This window comes from Streptomyces mabaensis (assembly GCF_053763515.1).
Genome location: NZ_JBSOPZ010000012.1, coordinates 117664 through 132106, shown reverse-complemented (window position 1 = coordinate 132106; position 14443 = coordinate 117664). Strand labels below are relative to the sequence as shown.

Genomic DNA, 14443 nt, shown 5'->3' with positions numbered 1-14443 from the left:
CTCCGTCCTCCTCTCTGCGAGGGCGGGGGCTCCGCGCATCCCGCCACGACAGAGGAAGCATTGTGCCTGCGCATCACGACATCGCCGCGGAAACCGAGCTCTGGGACACCTACGCAGAGTCGGCCTTCAAGAACGACGCCGAACCCGTCTTCAACTGGACTCAGTACGCCGGCCATGGACCCGGGCCGGAGCTGCTCGCCGACCCCGCAAGCGTGCTGGAAATCGGATGCGGAACGGGCCGAGCCCTCGCCCACCTGGCCCAGCAGGGCATCGACGCCCACGGACTCGATCTGTCCCCGGTCATGGTGAAGAAGACCACCGAGAAGTGGGGAGACACCGGAGCGGTCTTCCACCACGGAGAGGTGCTCGAGCACCTGGTCGCTGCTACCGAGACGTACGACGCGATCTACTCCATCTTCGGCGCGGCCTGGTTCACCGATCCCGGCAAGCTGTTCCCCCTCGTACGCGCCCGGCTCAACCCAGGAGGCGCGTTCGTCTTCTCCCAGCCGCCGGCCATCCCCGGCGCATACGGCCCGCAGGGCATGTACAAGGGCGGGTTCGCGGGGAAGGCGATGTTCACCTACCGCTACAGCTACCGCCCCGCCGTGTGGCAGCGCCTGCTGACTTGTGCCGGATTCTCTACTCCCCAAGCCGCTGTGCTGGACGCGCCGCAGCCCGGCCACATCGGCACGCTGATCGTCCGCGCTCGGGTCTGACCGCGGTTCGCACCCGACCGTGCATTTCCGCCAGCATGTTCGAAGAACAGGTCCTGCTGGTGGGCGAGCTGCCGCGCAACGCCAGTGGGAGGATCCTCAAGCGGGAGCTGAGGGGCCGTTTCACTTCGGCCGGTCGTCCACGATCCGTCTGATCTTTCCGACGGACCGTTCCAGCGTCTCGGGGTCGACGATCTCGACCGCGACCGACACTCCGATGCCGTCCTTCACCGCCTGCCCGACCGCCTCGGCGGCCGCGGTGCGGTCCGCGGCCGAGGCGTCCCTGCGCGCCTCCGCCCGTACGGTCAGGGCGTCCAGCCGGCCCTCGCGGGTCAGCCGCAGCTGGAAGTGCGGGGCGACGGCGGGTGTACGCAGCAGGATCTCCGCGATCTGGGCGGGGAAGAGGTTCACCCCGCGCAGGATGATCATGTCGTCGCAGCGGCCGGTGATCTTCTCCATCCGGCGGAAGGCGGGCCGGGCCGTGCCGGGCAGCAGCCGGGTCAGGTCCCGGGTGCGGTAGCGGATCACCGGCATGGCCTCCTTGGTCAGCGAGGTGAAGACCAGCTCCCCGTGCGCGCCGCCGGCCAGCACCTCGTCCGTGACCGGGTCCACGACCTCCGGCAAGAAGTGGTCCTCCCAGATGTGCAGGCCGTCCTTGGTCTCGGCGAACTCCTGGGCCACGCCGGGGCCTATCACCTCGGACAGCCCGTATATGTCGACGGCGTCGATGGCGAAGCGCTCCTCGATCTCGCGCCGCATCCCCTCCGTCCACGGCTCGGCTCCGAAGATGCCGGTCCGCAGGGAGGTGGTACGGGGATCGATGCCCTGCCGTTCGAACTCGTCCAGCAGCGTGAGCATGTAGGAGGGCGTCACCATGATGATCTCGGGCCGGAAGTCCTGGATCAGGCGCACCTGACGTGCGGTCATCCCGCCGGAGGCGGGGACGACCGTACAGCCGAGCCGTTCGGCGCCGTAGTGGGCGCCCAGGCCGCCGGTGAACAGCCCGTATCCATAGGCCACATGGACCTTGTGGCCGGGCCGGCCACCGGCCGCGTGGATCGACCGGGCCACCACGTCGGCCCACATGTCCAGATCCCGTTCGGTATAGCCGACGACCGTGGGCTGTCCGGTGGTGCCGCTGGAGGCGTGGATGCGGCGCACATCCGACTCGGGCACGGCGAACATCCCGAAGGGGTAGTTGTCCCGCAGATCGGCCTTCGTGGTGAACGGGAAGCGCGCGAGGTCGTCGAGCGACCGGCAGTCCTCGGGCCGCACCCCGGCCTTGTCGAAGGACTCCCGGTAGAAGCGCACATGGGCGTACGCGTGCCGCAGGGTGGCGCGCAGCCGTTCGAGCTGCAGTGCCGCGAGCTCCTCGCTCGTGAGGCCTTCCGACGCGTCCGACCATGCCGCCATGACGAATTCTCCCGCCCGAACCGGACGACCGATCATTCGGTCGCTGTGCCGCGCACCAGTAATCCAGGATGCGCCCGCACGTGCAAGGGGGTGGGGTCCCGAAACCCCGCAACCCGGCCCGCAACCGGCTAGCAGCCTCGGCTCGCAGCCCGCGGGTCCGCCGAGCGGGTGAACCCGCGGGCTGCGAGAATGTCCGGCCCGGAGGGGGCGGCCCGGCCTCAGGTCAGGTCGAGCAGTGAGGCCATGACCTCGTGCAGGGTCGCCTCCGGGTCGGATGCCGGTCCCATGGCCCGCCAGGCCACGAAGCCGTCCGGACGTACGAGTACGGCGCCCTCGGGCGTCGTGCCGTGGACCTCGGCCCAGTCCGGCCCGTTGGCGTTCTCCGGCGCCAGATCGGCGTCCGGTCCCGAGCCCACCCGGTAGGCGTCGAGCCGTACCGACAGCCGGTCCGCGACGCGTTGCGCGGCGGCGTGCCATGCCGCCCCCGCGGCACCGCTGAGCAGTACGAACGACCGCTCGTAGAGGTCCAGGGTGGACTTCCGCTCGCCCCGGTCGAGCAGCCACATGTGCGGCGCCCGCGTGCCCGGCCCGCCGGTCAGATCCAGCCGCTCGGGTACGACGGGCAGTTCGGGGTCGACGCCCACGACCGCGCCCCGGACGTAGCGGTATCCCAGGGCCACCGGGAGCAGCCCGCTCTGCTTCCCGCCACCCACGCCGGGCGCAGGCACGTATCCGGGGTGGCTGTGCTCGCTCGACCGCGCCGACGCCCGCGCGCTGGTCGCCCGCGCCACCGGCTGACGCTCCGTCTCGTACGTCTGGAGCAGCCCGGGCCCGGCCCAGCCCTCCACCACGGCGGCGAGTTTCCAGGCCAGGTTGTGCGCGTCCTGGATACCGGTGTTGGAGCCGAACGCCCCGGTGGGGGACATCTCGTGGGCGGAGTCCCCGGCGAGGAAGACCCGGCCGGCCGAGTACCGCTCCGCGACCCGCTCGGCGGCGTGCCAGGGAGCCTTGCCGGTGATCTCGACGTCGAGTTCGGGCGCGCCGACCGCCGTGCGGATGTGCTTCGCGCACCGCTCGTCGGTGAAGTCCTCCAGGGTCTCGCCCCGGTCCGGCTGCCAGGGCGCGTGGAACACCCACTTCGCCAGGTTGTCCACCGGCAGCAGGGCCCCGTCCGCCGCGGGGTCGGTCAGGTAGCACACGATGAAGCGACGGGTGCCCAGCACGTCCGTCAGCCGCTTGGAGCGGAAGGTGATGCTCACGTTGTGGAACAGGTCGCCGGGCCCGGTCTGGCCGATCCCCAGCCGTTCCCGGACGGGGCTGCGCGGTCCGTCGGCCGCGATGAGATAGTCCGCGCGGACCGTGCTGTGCTCCCCGGTCTCCCGGTTCTTCAGGACCGCGCTCACACCCGTGCCGTCCTGCTCGAACGACATCAGCTCGGTGGAGAACCGTACGTCGGCCCCCTGCTCGCGGGTCCGGGCCAGCAGCACCGGTTCCAGATCGTTCTGGCTGCACAGGCACCAGCCCGAGGGGGTGAAGCGCGCGAGCCCGCCCCCCGGATCGATCTCCTTGAACAGCCACTCCTGGTCGTCGCCGGTCAGCGACGGGGCCTGGAGGATGCCGTGGTTCTCCGCGAGGACCGAGGCGGCCTCCCGGATCGCCGACTCGACGCCGGCCGCCCGGTACACCTCCATCGTGCGCACGTTGTTGCCGCGGCCGCGCGGATGCGTCGAGGTGTCCTCGTGCTTCTCGACCAGCAGATGCCGGATGCCGAGCCGGCCCAGGAACAGTGAGGCGGACAGGCCCACCAGGGAGCCGCCCACGATGAGGACCGGCACCCGGTCGTCGGTGTTTTCGTTCATCAGTCGCTCCAGCTCGAGCTGCCCTACGGGATGCAGTGTGCATGCCCTGGTGGGACGGCTTCGGACGCCCATTCACCCGCTTGGTTCACACATCTCGCGCCGCCCGTACCAGCGGCCCACGATCGACTCGGGAGAGCCGCCCGCGACTTGGGGGGCGGACCGTCCGCATCCGCCATTGAAGGAGTGGAAAGATGACAACCTTGTCGGAACGGATATCGCAGTCGGCCTTCGACGGCTCAAGGCTTCGGGTCGTTCTGCTGCTGGACCTCCACGAGGGTGCCCAGAAGCAGTTCCTCGAGGCGTACGAGCACCTGCGCAACCAGGTCGCGTCCGTACCCGGGCACATCAGTGACCAGTTGTGCCAGTCGATCGAGAACCCCTCGCAGTGGCTCATCACCAGCGAATGGGAGAGCGCACCGCCCTTCCTGGACTGGGTGAACAGCGAGGAGCACGTCCAGACGGTGCAGCCGCTGCACAGCTGCGTACGTGATACCAGGTCGCTCCGCTTCAGTGTGCTGCGGGAGACCGGGAACGCCTTCACGAGCGCGGCCGAGCCGGCCAAGCGTCGCCTCCAGGCCTCGCCCCGCCTCGGGGACGGCATGGTCCGCCACGCGCTGACCTTCACCGTCAAGCCGGGCAGCGAGGACATCGTCGCCAAGATCCTGGCCGACTACACCCCGCCGAAGTCGGTGGTCGACGAGACGACCCGGCTGTGCCGCACCTCGCTCTTCATGCACGGCAACCGCGTCGTGCGGGCGGTCGAGGTGCAGGGAGACCTGCTCGCGGCCCTGCGGCACGTGGCCCGGCAGCCCGAGGTCCGGGCGGTCGAGGAGGCCATCAACCCCTACCTGGAGCAGGACCGCGACCTCAGCGATCCCGACTCCGCCCGGGTGTTCTTCACCCGGGCCGCGCTGCCGGCGGTCCACCATGTGGCGGCGCGTGAGCACGATCCGTCGGAGGTCGACCGGCACGCGCTGCTGTACCAGGCCAAGCCGGGCTGCGGGATGGCGCTGGCCCGGTTCCTCGCCGGTCAGGACGTGGCGGCGGCCGACGACAGCAAGAGCCCCATCTGCGGCAGCACGATCTTCCAGCGTGACGAGATCGTCGTCCGGCTCATCGACATCAGCGGTCCGATGGAGGCCAGGCCCGCCCTGGCGTTCGGTGTCGCCGGACCGCGCAAGGCGGCCGTACTGGCGCGGCTGCTCGACGGCCGGGCGAACGACGTGCCGAGGACCGACCAGGAGATCTCGCGGTTCCTCGCGCGCTCCGACATGCAGCTGATCACCGACCGCCGGGCCCAGGACTCCTGACCCGCCACCAGGCCCACAGGGGCACCCGCTCAACGCCGCCGGCACAACGCACCTGGAGGAAGCACCCATGACCATGCACCGCCCACGCATCGTGGACCTCAGCGAGACCCAGCCCAACCGCAGGCGCGGAGGAGACCTGCGCGCCATGCTCACGCCGACGGCGGTGGGCGCCACGAGCGGCTTCATGGGCCTGGCCATCGTTCAGCCCGGTGACCGCATCGGCGAGCACTATCACCCGTACTCGGAGGAGTTCGTGTACGTCGTGAGCGGACTGCTCGAGGTGGACCTGGACGGTGAACCGCACCCGATCCGGCCCGACCAGGGCCTCCTGATCCCCCCTCACGTACGCCACCGCTTCCGCAACGTGGGTGATGTCGAGGCCCGCATGGTCTTCCATCTGGGCCCGCTCGCCCCCCGCCCGGAGCTGGGACATGTCGACACCGAGCACACGGACAGCGCCGAGCAGGGCTGGCCGCCAGAACGCAAGGAGGTGGTTTCGTGACCCGGCGAGTGGCGGTCACCGGGATCGGCGTCGTCGCCCCGGGCGGCGTCGGCGCCCCGGCGTTCTGGGACCTGCTCTCGAACGGCCGTACGGCGACGAGGGGGATCACCCTCTTCAACCCGGAGGGCTTCCGCTCCCGCATCGCCGCCGAGTGTGATTTCGACCCGGCGGCGCACGGGCTCGACACCGAGCAGGTCGCCCGCTCGGACCGGTACATCCAGTTCGCGATGGTGGCCGCCGGCGAGGCCGTACGGGACGCCGGTCTCGACCCGGAGAAGGAGGATCCCTGGCGCATCGGGGTGTCCCTGGGCACCGCGGTCGGCGGCACCACCCGCCTGGAACACGACTACGTGGCCGTCAGCAGTAGCGGCAGCCGCTGGGACGTGGACCACCGGCCGGCGGGCCGCCATCTGCACCGGGCGTTCTCGCCGAGCTCCCTCGCCTCGGCGGTGGCCGAACAGGTGGGCGCCCACGGGCCCGTACAGACCGTCTCGACGGGCTGCACCTCGGGCCTGGATGCGATCGGGTACGCCTTCCACTCCATCGAGGAGGGCCGGGTCGACGTGTGCATCGCGGGCGCGTCGGACTCACCGATCTCCCCCATCACGGTCGCGTGCTTCGACGCGATCAAGGCCACCTCGGCGAACAACGACGACCCGGAGCACGCCTCCCGGCCGTTCGACGCCAACCGCGACGGCTTCGTCATGGGCGAGGGCGGGGCCGTGCTCGTACTGGAGGAGCTGGAACACGCGCGGGCCCGTGGCGCGACCGTCTACTGCGAGATACAGGGCTACGCCACGTTCGGCAACGCCTACCACATGACCGGGCTGACCCCGGAGGGGCTGGAGATGGCCGAGGCCATCAACACCGCTCTCGACCACGCCCGGCTCGACCGGTCGCAGATCGACTACGTCAACGCGCACGGCTCCGGCACCCAGCAGAACGACCGGCACGAGACGGCCGCGGTGAAGCGCTCGCTGGGCGCGCACGCCTACGACGTGCCCATGAGCTCGATCAAGTCGATGGTGGGCCACTCGCTGGGCGCCATCGGGGCGATCGAGATAGTGGCGTGCGTGCTGGCCCTGGCCAACCAGGTGGTGCCCCCGACGGCGAACTACGAGACCCCCGACCCGGAGTGCGACCTCGACTACGTGCCACGCACCGCGCGCCCCCGGAAACTGCGCAGCGTGCTGTCGGTCGGCAGCGGGTTCGGCGGCTTCCAGTCCGCGGTGGTCATGACCCGACCAAATGGGAGGACACGATGAGCTTCCGGCAGGATCGGCGCTCGGTCGTCACCGGCATCGGAGTCGTCGCCCCGAACGGGGCGACCACCGAGGTCTTCTGGAAGACGACGCAGGAAGGCATCAGCGTGCTCGACCGGGTCACCCGGGAGGGATGCGAGCAGCTGCCGCTGCGCGTGGCCGGCGAGGTACGGGGCTTCGACCCGCTGGCGCTCGTCGAGGAGCGCTATCTCGTCCAGACCGACCGGTTCACGCACTTCGCGATGGCCGCGGCCGACCTCGCCCTGGACGACGCCCGGCTCGGCCGCGCCGACTACGACGGCGCGCCGTTCGCCGTCGGCGTGGTGACCGCCGCCGGATCGGGCGGTGGCGAGTTCGGACAGCGTGAACTCCAGCGGCTGTGGGGACAGGGCTCCCGCTATGTCGGGCCGTACCAGTCCATCGCCTGGTTCTACGCCGCCAGCACCGGCCAGATATCCATCCGTGGCGGTTTCAAGGGACCGTGCGGTGTCGTGGCCAGCGACGAGGCCGGCGGCCTCGACGCGCTCGCGCACGCCGCCGGAGCGATCGGCCGGGGCACCGACGCGGTCGTCGTCGGTGCGGCCGAAGCCCCGCTGGCTCCGTACTCGGTCGTCTGCCAGCTCGGCTACGAGGACCTCAGCACCTGCGACGATCCGGCTCGCGCCTACCGTCCCTTCACCGCCGACGCCTGCGGCTTCGTCCCCGCCGAGGGCGGCGCCATGCTCGTCGTCGAGGAGGAGCGGTCCGCCCGCCGCCGCGGGGCCCGGGTCCGGGCCGAACTGGCCGGGCACGCCGCGACCTTCAGCGGGGCGGCCCGCTGGGAGCGGTCACGGGAGGGCCTGGCCCAGGCGATACGCGGGGCGCTGCGGGAAGCCCGCTGCGCGCCGGAGGAGGTCGACGTCGTCTTCGCGGACGCCCTCGGCGTCCCGGCGGCGGACCGCGCCGAGGCGCTGGCGATCGCCGACGTGCTGGGCGTGCACGGCCGGCGGGTACCGGTCACCGCTCCCAAGACGGGCATCGGCAGGGCCTACTGCGGAGCGCCCGTCCTGGACACGGCCGCCGCGGTCCTCGCCATGGAACACGGCCTCATACCGCCCACGCCCAACGTCTTCGACGTGTGCCACGACCTCAATGTGGTCACCGGCCGGGCCCGTCCCGCCGAACTGCGGACGGCGCTCGTGCTGAGCCGTGGACTCATGGGGTCGAACGCGGCCCTCGTGCTGCGGCGCGCCACCGACACCACCTCGTAACAAGGAGGACTCCCTCATGTCCGCTCAACTGACCATGGAAGAACTGTCCGCGCTGATGAAGAAGGGCGCCGGGCTCACCGTCGATCCGAACGAGATGGCGCGCCGGCCCGACTCCAAGTTCGACGAGTTCGGGCTCGACTCACTGGGCCTCCTGGGCATCGTGGGCGAGCTGGAGAACCGGCACGGCCGGCCGCTGCCCCCCGACGCGGACCGGTGCAAGACCCCGCGCGAGTTCCTCGACCTCGTCAACCACACCCTGATGACTGGAGCCTGACGTGCCCGGACACACCGAGAACGACATCACCATCGCCGCGCCCCTGGACCTCGTCTGGGACGTGACCAACGACATCGAGAACTGGCCGCGGCTGTTCAGCGAGTACGCGTCGGTCGAGATCCTGGCCCGCGAGGGCGACAAGACGACCTTCCGGCTGACCATGCACCCCGACGAGAACGGCAAAGTCTGGAGCTGGGTCTCGGAACGGGTGACCGACCGCGCGGGGCTCATCGTCCGTGCCCGCCGGGTCGAGCCCGGTCCGTTCCAGCACATGGACATCCGCTGGGAGTACGAGGAGGTCCCCGACGGCATCCGGATGCAGTGGACGCAGGACTTCGCGATGAAGCCCGAGGCTCCGGTCGACGACGCGTGGATGACCGACAACATCAACCGCAACTCCCGGATCCAGATGGAACTCATCCGGGACAAGATTGAGCAGCACGACCGCGACCGGCGCACCCCCGCCCCGGTCGCGCCGAACTGACGCCCCGCCCCGCCTACGTGCCGCCGGGCCTCCGGCGGCACACGAAGGGATCTGCCCGATGCACCACGCTCTGATCGTCGCCCGGATGGCGCCGGAATCGGCTCCGGACATCGCCGAAGTGTTCGCGGCCTCCGACAGCGGCGAACTGCCCCACCTCGTCGGAGTCAGCCGGCGCAGCCTGTTCCAGTTCGGCGACGTGTATCTGCACCTCATCGAATCCGAGCGGCCGCCCGGTCCCGAGATCGCGAAGGTGACGGAACATCCCGCGTTCCGTGACATCAGCGACAAGCTGGCCGCCTTCGTCAGCCCGTACGACCCGAAGACGTGGAAGAGCCCGAAGGACGCCATGGCCCACCAGTTCTACCGCTGGGAGCGCGACCGTACGGCGTGAGCCCACGAGTTCGCGAGCCCATGAGTTCGCCCCGAGCCCGGCATCGCGCCGGGCTCGGGGCGTTTTACGGAGTCGGCCGGCTCAGCCGGGGACGGTGCACTCGAACGCGTGCAGATACGCGTTGACCGGCCGGATCTCGCCGATGCGCAGACCGGCGTCGCTGATCCGGGTGACCAGGGACTCCTTGGTGTGCTTCGCGCCGCCGACGTTCAGCAGCAGAAGCAGGTCCATGGCGGTGGTGAACTTCATGGAGGGCGTGTCGTCGACGAGGTTCTCGATGACCACGACCCGCGCTCCCGGGCGGGCCGCCGCGACGACGTTGTGCAGCGTCCTGCGGGTGCTGTCGTCGTCCCATTCCAGGATGTTCTTGATGATGTAGAGATCGGCCTTGACCGGGATGCTCTGCCGGCAGTCCCCGGGGACGATGTGCACTCGCTCCGCGAGCGGGCCGCCGTCGCGCAGCCGGGGATCGGCCTTGGCCACGACGTCGGGGAGGTCGAGCAGGGTGCCGCGGATCGCCGGATGCCGCTCCAGCAGGCTCGCCAGCACGTGGCCCTGGCCGCCACCGATGTCCGCGACCGCCGAAACGCCGGTGAGGTCGAGGAGTTCCGCGACGTCCAGCGCCGACTGCATGCTGGACGTGGTCATGGCCCGGTTGAAGACGTGCGCCGACTCGTGCGCGTCCTGGTGCAGGTGCTCGAAGAAGCCCTTGCCGAACACGTCGTGGAAGACGCTCGTGCCGGAACGGACCGCGTCGTCGAGCCGCGGCCAGACGTCCCAGGTCCAGGGCTCCGTGCACCACAGGGCGATGTAGCGCAGGCTGTTCGGGGCGTCCTCGCGCAGCATCCGGGACATGTCGGTGTGGACGAACTTCCCGTCCTCGGTCTCCGCGAAGATCCCGTAGCAGGACAGCGTGCGCATCAGCCGGCGCAGGGATCGCGCCTCGCAGTTCAGGGCGGGCGCGAGGTCCTCCGCGGCCGTGGCCGTCTCGCCCAGTGCGTCGGCCACGCCCAGCCGGGCTCCCGCCCGTACGGCCGCCGCGCACGCCGCCCCGAAGACGAGTTCCCTCAGCCGCATGGCGGACTGGGGGGCGGGGGTGGCGATGGGGGGCGTCGTGGCAGTGGTGGTCGTGGGGGTCGGACTGACGATCGTCATACCGCCTCGATTCTCCAGGTGAAGGGGAACACCGGTCAGCACATCCCCACGGGTTCGGAGGCCCGGCAGGTGTTGCGGGCGAACATGTTGCCCGTTCCGGTGTCCCGGTTGGCCAGGTCGGCCGACTTGTTGCCGAGCACCACGTTGTCGCTGATCACGTTGTTCTGGTTGACGGCGCCCACGAAGCTCTTGAACAGCACGATGCCGCCGGACAGCGGGGAGGAGCCCACGTTGTCCCTGATCACGTTCGCGCGCACGACGGTGTCCTCGGCGCCGGTGAGGACGATGCCGGTGCCCTGGACGACCGGGAGCCGACTGGTGGCGGGGCAGAACTTGTTGTTCTTGGAGATCACGTTGCCGCGGATGGTCATCGCCCCGGCCCACGGCTTGGACTCGTCGCCCACGACGAACAGCCCGCCGCAGTTCCCGGTGAGGGCGTTGTCCCGGACGGACAGGTTTCTGACCCGCCTGATCGTGGTGCCGATCCGGTTCCCCGTCACGACGTTGCCACGGACCACCGTCCCACGTGTGTCGATGGCGCCGCCCTCGGCGTCGATGGTGTTGGCGATGAAGATGCCGGCGTCGCCGTTGTCCCGCACGACGTTGTTCCGGAACATCCCCCGCGTGGACCGCTCCTGGGCGATGCCCCAGACGCCGTTCTTCTCGGCGGTCACCTGCCGGACGGTCAGTCGGTCGGTGCGGGTGGCCCAGATGCCGTTCTTCTTGAAGCCCGAGAGGGTCAGCGCGCGGATGTGTACGTTGTCGACGGTCCGGCCCGCCTCGCCCATGACGCAGATTCCGTTGCCGGCCTGGGCACAGGCGTTCGCGGCCCGCTCGGCCGCGCCGGGCATGATCACGGTACTGGGACCGGCACCCCGCAGGGTCAGGTCCCGTTTCGTGATCAGGACGCTCTCACGGTAGATGCCCGGCGAGATCACGATGGTGTCTCCCGGCTGCGCGGCGTTCACCGCTTCCTGGATCGATTCGCCCGCACGCACCACGTGTCGGTCGTCGGCGGCGGAGGGGGCGGCCATGCCCAGTCCGGCGGCCGCGACGACTGCGGCGCATACGAGGCTCTTGATCTGTCGTTTCGTCATGAGCCGAAGCTATGGTCGATCACCACCGCTCGCCACACGGGGTAAGCGGATGGATACATCCCGTGCCCGAACGGGTTACGTCTGCGGAGTGTCGTGTGTGGTGGCTATGTTCCGGGCCCAGCGGTAGTCCGCCTTGCCGCTCGGGGAGCGGCGGATCTCCGGGGTGATCACCAGCTGTCTCGGGATCTTGTACCCGGCGAGGCGGGACCGGCAGTGCGACCTGATGTCCTCGAGCGACGGCTCCGGCGCGCCCCGGCGTACCTGCACCACCGCCGCCACATGGCTGCCCCACCTCGGGTCCGGTACCCCCGCGACCAGTGCGTCGTACACGTCCGGATGGGACTTCAGGGCCTGCTCGACCTCTTCGGGATAGACCTTCTCACCGCCGGTGTTGATGCACTGCGAGCCGCGGCCCAGCACGGTGACGATGCCCTCCTCGTCGACGGTCGCCATGTCGCCGAGCAGCACCCACCGCTCGTCGCCCCGCCGGAAGAAGGTCTCCGCCGTCTTCGCCGGGTCGTTGTAGTAGCCGAGCGGGACATGGCCGCGCTGCGCGATGCGGCCCGGTTCGCCGGCCGCGACCGGCTCGTAGGTGGCCGGGTCGACCACTGCCGTACGGGCGTTGACCCGCAGCCGGAATCCCTTCTCGGGCCCCGAGTCGTCCGTCGCCGTGCCGTTGAAGCCGGACTCGGAGGAGCCGAAGTTGTTCAGCAGCATCACGTGCGGCACCAGCTCCTGGAACTGGGCGCGCACCGTCTCCGACATGATCGCTCCGGAGCTGGAGACGCTGAACAGGGCGGAGCAGTCCGTTCCGCCGAGCGGCCCATTCAGTGCGTCGATGAGTGGCCGCAGCATCGCGTCGCCGACCAGCGACACGCTGGTGACCTTCTCCTTCTCGATGGTCCGGAGCACCTCCTCGGGCACGAACTTGCGGTGGACGACGATCCGCTGACCGAAGTTGAAGCCGATGAACGCGGTCAGGGTGGAGGTGCCGTGCATCAGCGGGGGAGTGGGGAAGAAGGTGATGCCGTCACCGCCCGCCGCCACCCGCTCGGCCAGCTCCTGAGGCGCCTTGACCGGCTCGCCGGTCGGCGCGCCGCCGCCGAGGCCGGAGAAGAACAGGTCCTCCTGCCGCCACATCACACCCTTGGGCATACCGGTGGTGCCGCCGGTGTAGATGATGAACAGGTCGTCCGGTGAGCGTGGTGCGAACCCCCGGTGGGGTGATCCGGATGCCTCGGCGTCGGCGAAGGCGGTCGTACGCAACGCGGGGGCGCCCTCCGGCGGGGTCCCCACCCGCACCAGGTGCCGCAGCTTCTCCGTCTGCGGCAGGGCGGCCGCCACCCGCTCGGTGAACTCGGCGTCGAAGACCAGCGCCGCCAGGTCCGCGTCCCGGTAGAGGTAGACCAGCTCCTCCTCCACATAGCGGTAGTTGACGTTGACGGGGACGATCCGCGCCTTGAGGCAGGCCAGCACCGTCTGCAGGTACTCGATGCCGTTGTAGAGATGCAGACCGAGGTGTTCACCCGGTGCGATGCCGCTGTCCAGCAAGTGGTGCGCGACGCGGTTGGCCGCCGCGTCCAGCTGGGCGTAGGTGAGCCGCCGCTCCGCCCCCGTGCCGGGATGGTCGACGTACACGAGCGCCTCGCGGTCCGGGACCACGTCGACGACCGACTCGAACAGGTCGGCAAGGTTGTACTCCACCGCTCCTCCTGACGCCGGCAGCCAACTGGCCCGGCGGTCATTAGAGCGCCGCGCCCCCCAAGTGGGAAGAGGAGCCGCCAAAGAAACCTGACTGACTGTCAGAAAACTATTGAACTGACTCCCCACCTCCTGCAACCTGTTCTAGTCTTGAGACGGGAGAACGGCAATGGCTGGTACGGAACACCTCACCGTGCAACGCGAAGGCGCCACGCTGGTCCTCACCCTGAACAGGCCCGAGGCGAAGAACGCGCTCTCGCTGCCCCTGCTCGTCGGGCTGTACGACGGCTGGCTGGAGGCCGACGCGGACGACGCGATCCGCTCCGTGGTACTCACCGGCGCGGGCGGCGACTTCTGCGCCGGGATGGACCTCAAGGCCCTGGCGGGCAAGGGCATGGAGGGCGAGCGGTACCGGGACCGGCTGAAGGCCGATCCCGACCTGCACTGGAAGGCGATGCTCCGCCACCACCGCCCCCGCAAGCCCGTCATCGCCGCCGTCGAGGGCTACTGCGTCGCCGGGGGTACGGAGATCTTGCAGGGCACCGACATCCGGGTGGCCGGGGCGAGTGCCACCTTCGGCCTGTTCGAGGTGAAGCGCGGCCTCTTCCCGATCGGCGGCTCGACCGTACGCCTCCCGCGCCAGATCCCGCGTACGCACGCACTCGAAATGCTGCTCACCGGCCGCCCGTACAGCGCGGAGGAGGCCGCTCGGATCGGACTCGTCGGCCGCGTGGTGCCGGACGGCACAGCCCTGGAGACGGCGCTCGCCCTCGCCGAACAGGTCAACGCGTGCGGACCGCTCGCCGTCGAGGCGGTCAAGGCGTCCGTCTACGAGACGGCCGAGATGACCGAGTCGGACGGTCTCAAGGCCGAACTGGCCCGCGGCTGGCCTGTCTTCGACACCGCCGACGCCAAGGAGGGTGCGCGGGCCTTCGCCGAGAAGCGTCCGCCGGTGTACCGCCGAGCGTGAACCTGTCCCTCCCCGCCCCGCCCCTTCCCGAACCGGGGCTCCGCCCCGGACCCCGCGCCTCA

The 14443-nt window shown here is 70.2% G+C and carries 14 protein-coding genes; 9 read left to right on the top strand and 5 right to left on the bottom strand.

Features of this window, described 5'->3' with window-relative positions; translation table 11 throughout:
• Nucleotides 1–62 precede the first annotated feature (62 nt).
• Entirely contained in the window at nucleotides 63–716 is a 654-nt protein-coding gene (locus tag ACWV17_RS13335; RefSeq protein ID WP_455354873.1) for a class I SAM-dependent methyltransferase, read from the top strand.
• A gap of 120 nt (nucleotides 717–836) precedes the next feature.
• Here ACWV17_RS13335 and paaK read toward each other — a convergent pair whose 3' ends face one another.
• Nucleotides 837–2126, bottom strand: a complete 1290-nt coding sequence (gene paaK, locus ACWV17_RS13330) for a phenylacetate--CoA ligase PaaK (protein WP_455359843.1) — start codon at nucleotides 2124–2126, stop codon at nucleotides 837–839.
• A 218-nt stretch (nucleotides 2127–2344) separates the two neighbouring features.
• The gene (locus tag ACWV17_RS13325) at nucleotides 2345–3985 is read right to left on the bottom strand and encodes an FAD-dependent oxidoreductase (protein WP_455359842.1); all 1641 of its coding nucleotides are present in this window, start codon (nucleotides 3983–3985) and stop codon (nucleotides 2345–2347) included.
• Between the two features lie 191 nt (nucleotides 3986–4176).
• On the opposite strand from ACWV17_RS13325, the gene ACWV17_RS13320 reads away from it, so the two are divergent.
• The 7 genes from ACWV17_RS13320 (at nucleotide 4177) to ACWV17_RS13290 (ending at nucleotide 9458) form a co-directional block, all read left to right on the top strand.
• Nucleotides 4177–5295 carry a SchA/CurD-like domain-containing protein gene (locus ACWV17_RS13320; protein WP_455354870.1) on the top strand — a complete coding sequence of 373 codons (1119 nt, stop codon included), beginning with the start codon at nucleotides 4177–4179 and terminating at the stop codon, nucleotides 5293–5295.
• A 67-nt stretch (nucleotides 5296–5362) separates the two neighbouring features.
• Nucleotides 5363–5797, top strand: a complete 435-nt coding sequence (locus ACWV17_RS13315; RefSeq protein ID WP_455354869.1) for a cupin domain-containing protein — start codon at nucleotides 5363–5365, stop codon at nucleotides 5795–5797.
• Complete coding sequence (locus tag ACWV17_RS13310; RefSeq protein ID WP_455359841.1) at nucleotides 5794–7062, top strand: beta-ketoacyl-[acyl-carrier-protein] synthase family protein; 1269 nt, start codon at nucleotides 5794–5796, stop codon at nucleotides 7060–7062. The genes ACWV17_RS13315 and ACWV17_RS13310 overlap by 4 nt, the downstream gene beginning before the upstream one ends.
• Entirely contained in the window at nucleotides 7059–8309 is a 1251-nt protein-coding gene (locus tag ACWV17_RS13305) for a beta-ketoacyl synthase N-terminal-like domain-containing protein (protein ID WP_455354867.1), read from the top strand. The genes ACWV17_RS13310 and ACWV17_RS13305 overlap by 4 nt, the downstream gene beginning before the upstream one ends.
• 16 nt (nucleotides 8310–8325) lie before the next feature.
• Entirely contained in the window at nucleotides 8326–8583 is a 258-nt protein-coding gene (locus ACWV17_RS13300; RefSeq protein WP_455354866.1) for an acyl carrier protein, read from the top strand.
• Between the two features lies 1 nt (nucleotide 8584).
• A complete protein-coding gene (locus tag ACWV17_RS13295; protein ID WP_455359840.1) occupies nucleotides 8585–9067 on the top strand; it encodes an SRPBCC family protein in 483 nt (160 codons plus the stop codon).
• Nucleotides 9068–9125: 58 nt separating this feature from the next.
• Nucleotides 9126–9458, top strand: a complete 333-nt coding sequence (locus tag ACWV17_RS13290) for a TcmI family type II polyketide cyclase (protein WP_455354864.1) — start codon at nucleotides 9126–9128, stop codon at nucleotides 9456–9458.
• Nucleotides 9459–9539: 81 nt separating this feature from the next.
• Here ACWV17_RS13290 and ACWV17_RS13285 read toward each other — a convergent pair whose 3' ends face one another.
• The 3 genes from ACWV17_RS13285 to ACWV17_RS13275 form a co-directional block, all read right to left on the bottom strand.
• Nucleotides 9540–10613, bottom strand: coding sequence for a methyltransferase (locus ACWV17_RS13285; protein ID WP_455359839.1), 1074 nt, complete (start codon nucleotides 10611–10613; stop codon nucleotides 9540–9542).
• A 35-nt stretch (nucleotides 10614–10648) separates the two neighbouring features.
• Nucleotides 10649–11710, bottom strand: a complete 1062-nt coding sequence (locus ACWV17_RS13280; protein ID WP_455359838.1) for a right-handed parallel beta-helix repeat-containing protein — start codon at nucleotides 11708–11710, stop codon at nucleotides 10649–10651.
• A 75-nt stretch (nucleotides 11711–11785) separates the two neighbouring features.
• Complete coding sequence (locus tag ACWV17_RS13275) at nucleotides 11786–13414, bottom strand: acyl-CoA synthetase (protein WP_455359837.1); 1629 nt, start codon at nucleotides 13412–13414, stop codon at nucleotides 11786–11788.
• A 166-nt stretch (nucleotides 13415–13580) separates the two neighbouring features.
• Here ACWV17_RS13275 and ACWV17_RS13270 point away from each other — a divergent pair, with 166 nt between their 5' ends.
• The gene (locus ACWV17_RS13270) at nucleotides 13581–14381 is read left to right on the top strand and encodes a crotonase/enoyl-CoA hydratase family protein (protein WP_455359836.1); all 801 of its coding nucleotides are present in this window, start codon (nucleotides 13581–13583) and stop codon (nucleotides 14379–14381) included.
• The last annotated feature ends 62 nt before the right edge of the window (nucleotides 14382–14443 follow it).